The 5,344-nt window shown below is 54.6% G+C and carries 6 protein-coding genes; 4 read left to right on the forward strand and 2 right to left on the reverse strand.

Features of this window, described 5'->3' with window-relative positions:
• Nucleotides 1–17: 17 nt before the first annotated feature.
• Complete coding sequence (locus tag ACILP3_RS10315) at nt 18–569, forward strand: VOC family protein (RefSeq protein ID WP_395616550.1); 552 nt, start codon at nt 18–20, stop codon at nt 567–569.
• Here the strand turns inward: ACILP3_RS10315 and ACILP3_RS10320 are convergent.
• On the reverse strand, nt 566–1,462 hold the full coding sequence (locus ACILP3_RS10320) for a homocysteine S-methyltransferase family protein (RefSeq protein ID WP_395616545.1): 897 nt from the start codon (nt 1,460–1,462) through the stop codon (nt 566–568). The two genes, ACILP3_RS10315 and ACILP3_RS10320, sit on opposite strands and share 4 nt — an antisense overlap.
• Nucleotides 1,463–1,647: 185 nt before the next feature.
• Between ACILP3_RS10320 and ACILP3_RS10325 the strand changes: the two genes are divergently transcribed.
• The 3 genes from ACILP3_RS10325 (at nt 1,648) to ACILP3_RS10335 (ending at nt 4,695) form a co-directional block, all read left to right on the forward strand.
• Nucleotides 1,648–2,865, forward strand: coding sequence for a saccharopine dehydrogenase family protein (locus tag ACILP3_RS10325; RefSeq protein WP_395616546.1), 1,218 nt, complete (start codon nt 1,648–1,650; stop codon nt 2,863–2,865).
• A 170-nt stretch (nt 2,866–3,035) separates the two neighbouring features.
• Entirely contained in the window at nt 3,036–4,265 is a 1,230-nt protein-coding gene (locus ACILP3_RS10330) for a hypothetical protein (protein WP_395616547.1), read from the forward strand.
• Nucleotides 4,266–4,335: 70 nt separating this feature from the next.
• Nucleotides 4,336–4,695 carry a hypothetical protein gene (locus ACILP3_RS10335; RefSeq protein ID WP_395616548.1) on the forward strand — a complete coding sequence of 120 codons (360 nt, stop codon included), beginning with the start codon at nt 4,336–4,338 and terminating at the stop codon, nt 4,693–4,695.
• A gap of 330 nt (nt 4,696–5,025) precedes the next feature.
• Here the strand turns inward: ACILP3_RS10335 and ACILP3_RS10340 are convergent.
• On the reverse strand, nt 5,026–5,344 hold a 319-nt coding region (locus tag ACILP3_RS10340), incomplete at its 5' end, for a fumarylacetoacetate hydrolase family protein (RefSeq protein WP_395616549.1).

Genomic DNA, 5,344 nt, shown 5'->3' on the forward strand with positions numbered 1-5,344 from the left:
CAAGTCGAGCCTGTCGCATGACCGCGCCCGTAAAGCTGAACCGCATTCACCACGTCGCCTATCGCTGCAAGGACGCAAAGGCGACGGCGGATTGGTATGCGCATGTGCTGGGCATGGAATTCACCACTGCCTTTGCCGAGGATCATGTGCCGTCGACGGGCGAATATGACCCGTATATGCACATCTTCTTGGATTGCGGCGGGGGCAATGTTATCGCTTTCTTTGAACTGCCGAACCAGCCCGAAATGGGTAAAGACCCCAACACGCCAGCCTGGGTGCAGCATATCGCGTTTGAGGTTGCAGATCTGGACGCATTGCTGGCCGCCAAGGCGCATATTGAGGCGCAAGGCATCGATGTGGTCGGCCCGACCTTTCACGGCATATTCCGGTCGATCTATTTCTTTGATCCCAATGGCCACCGATTGGAGCTTGCCTGCAACATTGGCACGGCGGAACAATATGCCGAATTAAAGCGTGTCGCGCCATTGATGCTGCAGCAATGGAGCGAGACCAAAAAAGCCCCGCGCCATGCCGATTGGCTGCATGTCGATCCGGATAATGTGTCCTAAGCCGTCACGCCTGCGCGCAGCGCCGCTATATGTTCAGGGCCAATCCCGCAACAGCCACCCAATATGGAGGCGCCTGCTGCGTACCAAGCGGCCGCGAAGCGGGCATAGCCTTCGGGCGTCAAGTCCGCACGGATCGGGCTGAGCCCTGAATTTGCTTCGGCATCGGCGGCCATGGGTGGGAAGGCATTGGCATAGACGCCGATGCGGATCGCGCTTTGCGCCCCGAGTATCGCGCGCGCGCTGCTTATGGCGGCTTCCATCACTTCAGGCTGGCTGCAATTGAACAGCAGGGCTGCTGCCCCAACCTCTTGTGCCAAATAGGCGGCCTCAGCCACGCTTTCACCGGAGCGCAAGGCGGGGGCGTCGGTTGCGCCATCGTCCTCCAATGTGAACGAAAGCCATAATGCTTTGCCCGTCGGGGCCGTGAGCATAGCGCAAAGGCGGGCTTCGGCCAGTGAGGACAGCGTTTCGGCAAGCCAATGGTCCACATTTGGAGCCAGTGCGCCGATCAGGACATTCAGTATCGGACGGGCGCGATCAAGGTCGACAAGATCCGGGCGGTAAGAGCCGCAAACCGGCGGGAGCGATCCGGCGACGCGCACAGAATGTGACGACGCATCCGCCACGTCGCGCGCCAATTGCCCCGCGCGCGCCGCAAGCAACGCGCCTTCGCTGGCAAAACGTTCCACGCCGATATGAAAGGGCACAAGGGCATAAGAATTGGTGGTTATGACATCGGCCCCAGCCTCGACATATGCGCGGTGGACTGCGCTGACGAACTGCGGGCCTTCAATCAGCGCCAGCGCCGACCATTCGGGCTGCCGAAAGGGCGCGCCACGCCGCGCAAGCTCACGGCCAGTGCCGCCATCAAGTATCAAAAGGGTTTCGGTCATCGCAGGCAGTTTAGCATGTCGCGCATCGCAGCGACAGAGAGAGATTATCTTCGGGTTTGCGGTCAGCGTGAACATGAACATGGGCACTTGCAACATGGCATGCCCACCGCCTAACGTAAGAGGCATGGATCAGGCCATGCATCATGGATGTGTTCCTTGAAGTTTCTTTGCGCGGTGGGGATAAAATGGCCGATAAAAAATTTGATATCATCATATATGGGGCCACCAGCTTTGTCGGCCAGATCATCACGCGTTACATGCATGAGCAGTTTGCAGATGGATCCATCCGCTGGGCCATCGCAGGTCGCTCACATAGCAAGCTCCAAAAAATCAGCGACGCGATTGGATTGTCGGGCGTTGAGATCATCGTTGCGGACGCGGCCGATGAAAGTGCCTTGCGGCAAATCTGTGCCCAGACCAAAGTCGTCATGTCAACGGTCGGTCCATATGCGCTTTATGGCGACTTATTAGTAAAGGTCTGCGCCACAACGGGGACCCATTATTGCGACCTAACGGGCGAGCCTCAGTGGATCCGCAAAATGCAATTACGGCATGAAGCCGACGCCATCAAAAGCGGCGCGCGGATCGTCCATTGTTGCGGTTTTGACAGCATCCCGTCCGATCTGGGCGTCCACTTTCTCCAACGCAACGCATTGGAACAATTCGGCCAGAGCTGTGCGCGGATCGACATGCGGGTATTACGCATGAAGGGCGGCGCGTCGGGCGGCACCATCGCCAGCATGATTAACATGGTGAAGGAAGCGGTAAGCGACGCTGATCTGCGACGCGAACTCAAAGACCCGTACAGCCTATGTCCACAAAAGCATCAATTCTCGGTCACGCAGCCGGAGGTGAAGATCGCCTATGATGCGGTCACTGGCGGTTGGATTGCGCCGTTTATCATGGCGGGTATCAACACACGGGTCGTGCATCGGTCCAACGCCTTGAGCAACAACAGCTATGGTGTCGCATTTACCTATGAGGAAGCCGTCGTGACGGGCCAAGGAGGTTCCGGCAAGCGCAAGGCTAAAGCGGCGCATTGGGGCGTGAACGCGCTTATGATTGGTCTGGCTGTGCCGCCAATGCGTTGGCTGCTCGAAACTTTTGTCTTGCCCAAGCCAGGCCAAGGGCCAAGCGAAAAAGCGCAACTTGAGGGCAATTTTGAACTTGTCTTCCACGGTTCAACTGCAAAGGGTGAAACTATCCAATGCCGCGTAACGGGAGACCGAGATCCGGGCTATGGATCAACCGCCAAAATGCTGTCTCAAGCTGCTGCCTGCCTTGCCAAAGACGTGCCTGACTCGGTTCCGGGTGGATTTTGGACACCAGCAACGATTTTGGGCGACAAGCTCATCGAACGGCTTGAGGCGCATGCGGGGCTTCGGTTTGAGAAACTGCCTTAAGCTGACATACATTCTAAGTGGGAAAAAATGGTAGACGCTGAGGGGTTCGAACCCACGACCCGCTGATTAAGAGTTATCTGGGACTTGTTATTTTTCAATGACTTAGAAGGTGGTTTACACCTTTGGTTTATACCTTTTGATTTTGAAGAATTTCCTATTATACTTTCTTCATGGCCCAAAAGTCTAAAAACTCGCTGGATGGAGAGATCATAACGATCCAGCGTGGCTTGGCTATCTACAAAGTACATGCCAGTCCGTTCTGGCAGGCACGCATTAGAGATCCTCGCATTCGTCGATATGTTGTGCGCTCCACAGAAGAGACTTCGCGCATCAAGGCAAAGCAGGTTGCCCGCGAAATCGCGTTCGATTTACTCGGCACAGAAAAGCGGGTCGAGCGGGAATACAGCTTTCGTTATTACGCATCACGTTTGATGGCCAAAGGAGAGCGGTTGGTCTCTAACGGTGAGCGCAACGCCAACTATATCCGCACATCCAAACTCTTTTTGAGCCAGGCCGAATGGGGTCTGGTTAAGGCCTTTGGCCACCGCGACATTCGTGATTTGAAGACACGGGATTATCAGGAGTTCATGGACGCGCTGTCTCGGAAGCGGTCTGATCTATCAACCTCAACCCGCAACATGCTGACTGCCACCTTCCGCAATGTTCTGAAGGTTGCCCGTGACGATGGAGTCATAGATTCAATCCCGTCGACCCCAAGGACACGGCAGAAGGATAATCCGAGGTCATACTTCCCGTTCCATCCATTGGTCGCGAAGAAAGATGACATCTATCAAGCTATCCTGAAGGCATCACAGAAGCTGGCCGACGATGAGACGAAGGTGAGGGGAGTGCCTGTCACTGAAGAGCTCTACGACCTTATCCTGTTCACTGCCCATTCGTTTGTTCGGCCCATCATTTCTGAACTCTATGCTCTGAAGCATGGCGATGTGACGATTGCTGATGATCCAAAGCGCCTCTTGCTGACCATTCGCAACGGAAAGACCGGCCACCGGATTGCCAACTCGATGCCGGGTGCCGTGCCCGTGATGAAGCGTATCATGGCACGTAACCCTTCTGCCAAGCCTTCCGATTACCTTTTCTTGCCCGAATATGAGAACCGTGAGACGGCCTCGAAGATCATTCAGCGGCAGTTCCGTGAGGTGATGAAAACAGCTGGGGTTCAGGACGACCCATCGAGCGGGATCAAATATACCATCTACTCTCTAAGGCACACGGCGATTTGTATGCGGTTGATCCTCTCACACGGTGAGGTCAACATATTCAACTTGGCTAAGAACGCTGGAACGTCGGTTGAGCAGATCGAGCGTTTCTATGCTCGAAACCTTCCCTTAAGCCGAGAAATGGCAATCAATCTCCAGAAGTTTGGTGGACAACCCTGAACGCAACTTAACCAGTGGCACTTTAATCGAGAGGTGCCGACGATGAACACATCAACAAGGAGATGTGATCATGGAATTGAAGTTTGTAGCTACCAAAAAGCCTGTTGCCGTTGATGTTGTAACCCAGCGTCGGCAGCGACTTATCCGCCGGATAGATCAGCAAATTAGTCTAACCAAATCCGCAACAGAAGGCATGCTGTCTCGAACGTCCTGGGCATGGACGGATGAAAATGGTGCCTACTTCCTACCCATCAAATATGGACGCAACTCCATAGAACTGCAGAAAGGCATGTTTGCCATCCAATGCGATTGTATCGAGGATGTGGGGCAGGGGCTTACCGCTATTCGAGCAATGGTCTTGCAAGGCGAATTTGATACCCAGTTGCAGAAGGCATCAACTGAAATTCGCAGCAAGTTCAGCAAAAAATGAGGCAATAACATCGGATTAGTAATTGATGGGAGCCTGTCGCGAATGGGTGGGCTCCCATACCACTAGAAACACTGGGATGTCTATCAAGTACCCTTCGATACACGAGGCCGTTCGTGAGCGCTCACGGTCCAATTGCAGTCGTTCCGCTTTGCGCCCAGTTGCCGTCACTCAAGGTCATATTATAACCTGCTGAAAGCGGACGTCGATTGGGCACTGTAAATTGTTAGCAATCGGCCCAATTGCAGCCATGGGTTTTGCTTGGCGGAGGTGACCCCTCGAACTATATGGGGGCCCGCCAGTCATATTTCCGCACGTTCAGCCGCAGTAGGATCATGTCTCCGCCGCTTCTACGATACCACTGCATGTCCCGAATCCGATGGTACGAAAGCCTTCACGGGTGGCATGTGCCGAGAGGATGAGTTCATCGCCATCTTCGAGAAAGGTGCGCTCCTCGCCACATGGCAATGGGACGCGTACCTTGCCTCCCTGTGAAAGCTCCATAAGGCTTCCCAAACCCGAGGGATCTGGTGTCGAGATTGTTCCGGTGCCCAAAAGATCGCCCGGCATCAGATTGCATCCATTTGCTGTGTGATGCGTAATCATTTGCGCCATGGTCCAGTACATGGAAGTGGCGGGGCCCTTTCCTAGC

The organism is Sphingorhabdus sp. (assembly GCF_044239665.1).
GTDB lineage: Bacteria > Pseudomonadota > Alphaproteobacteria > Sphingomonadales > Sphingomonadaceae > Sphingorhabdus_B.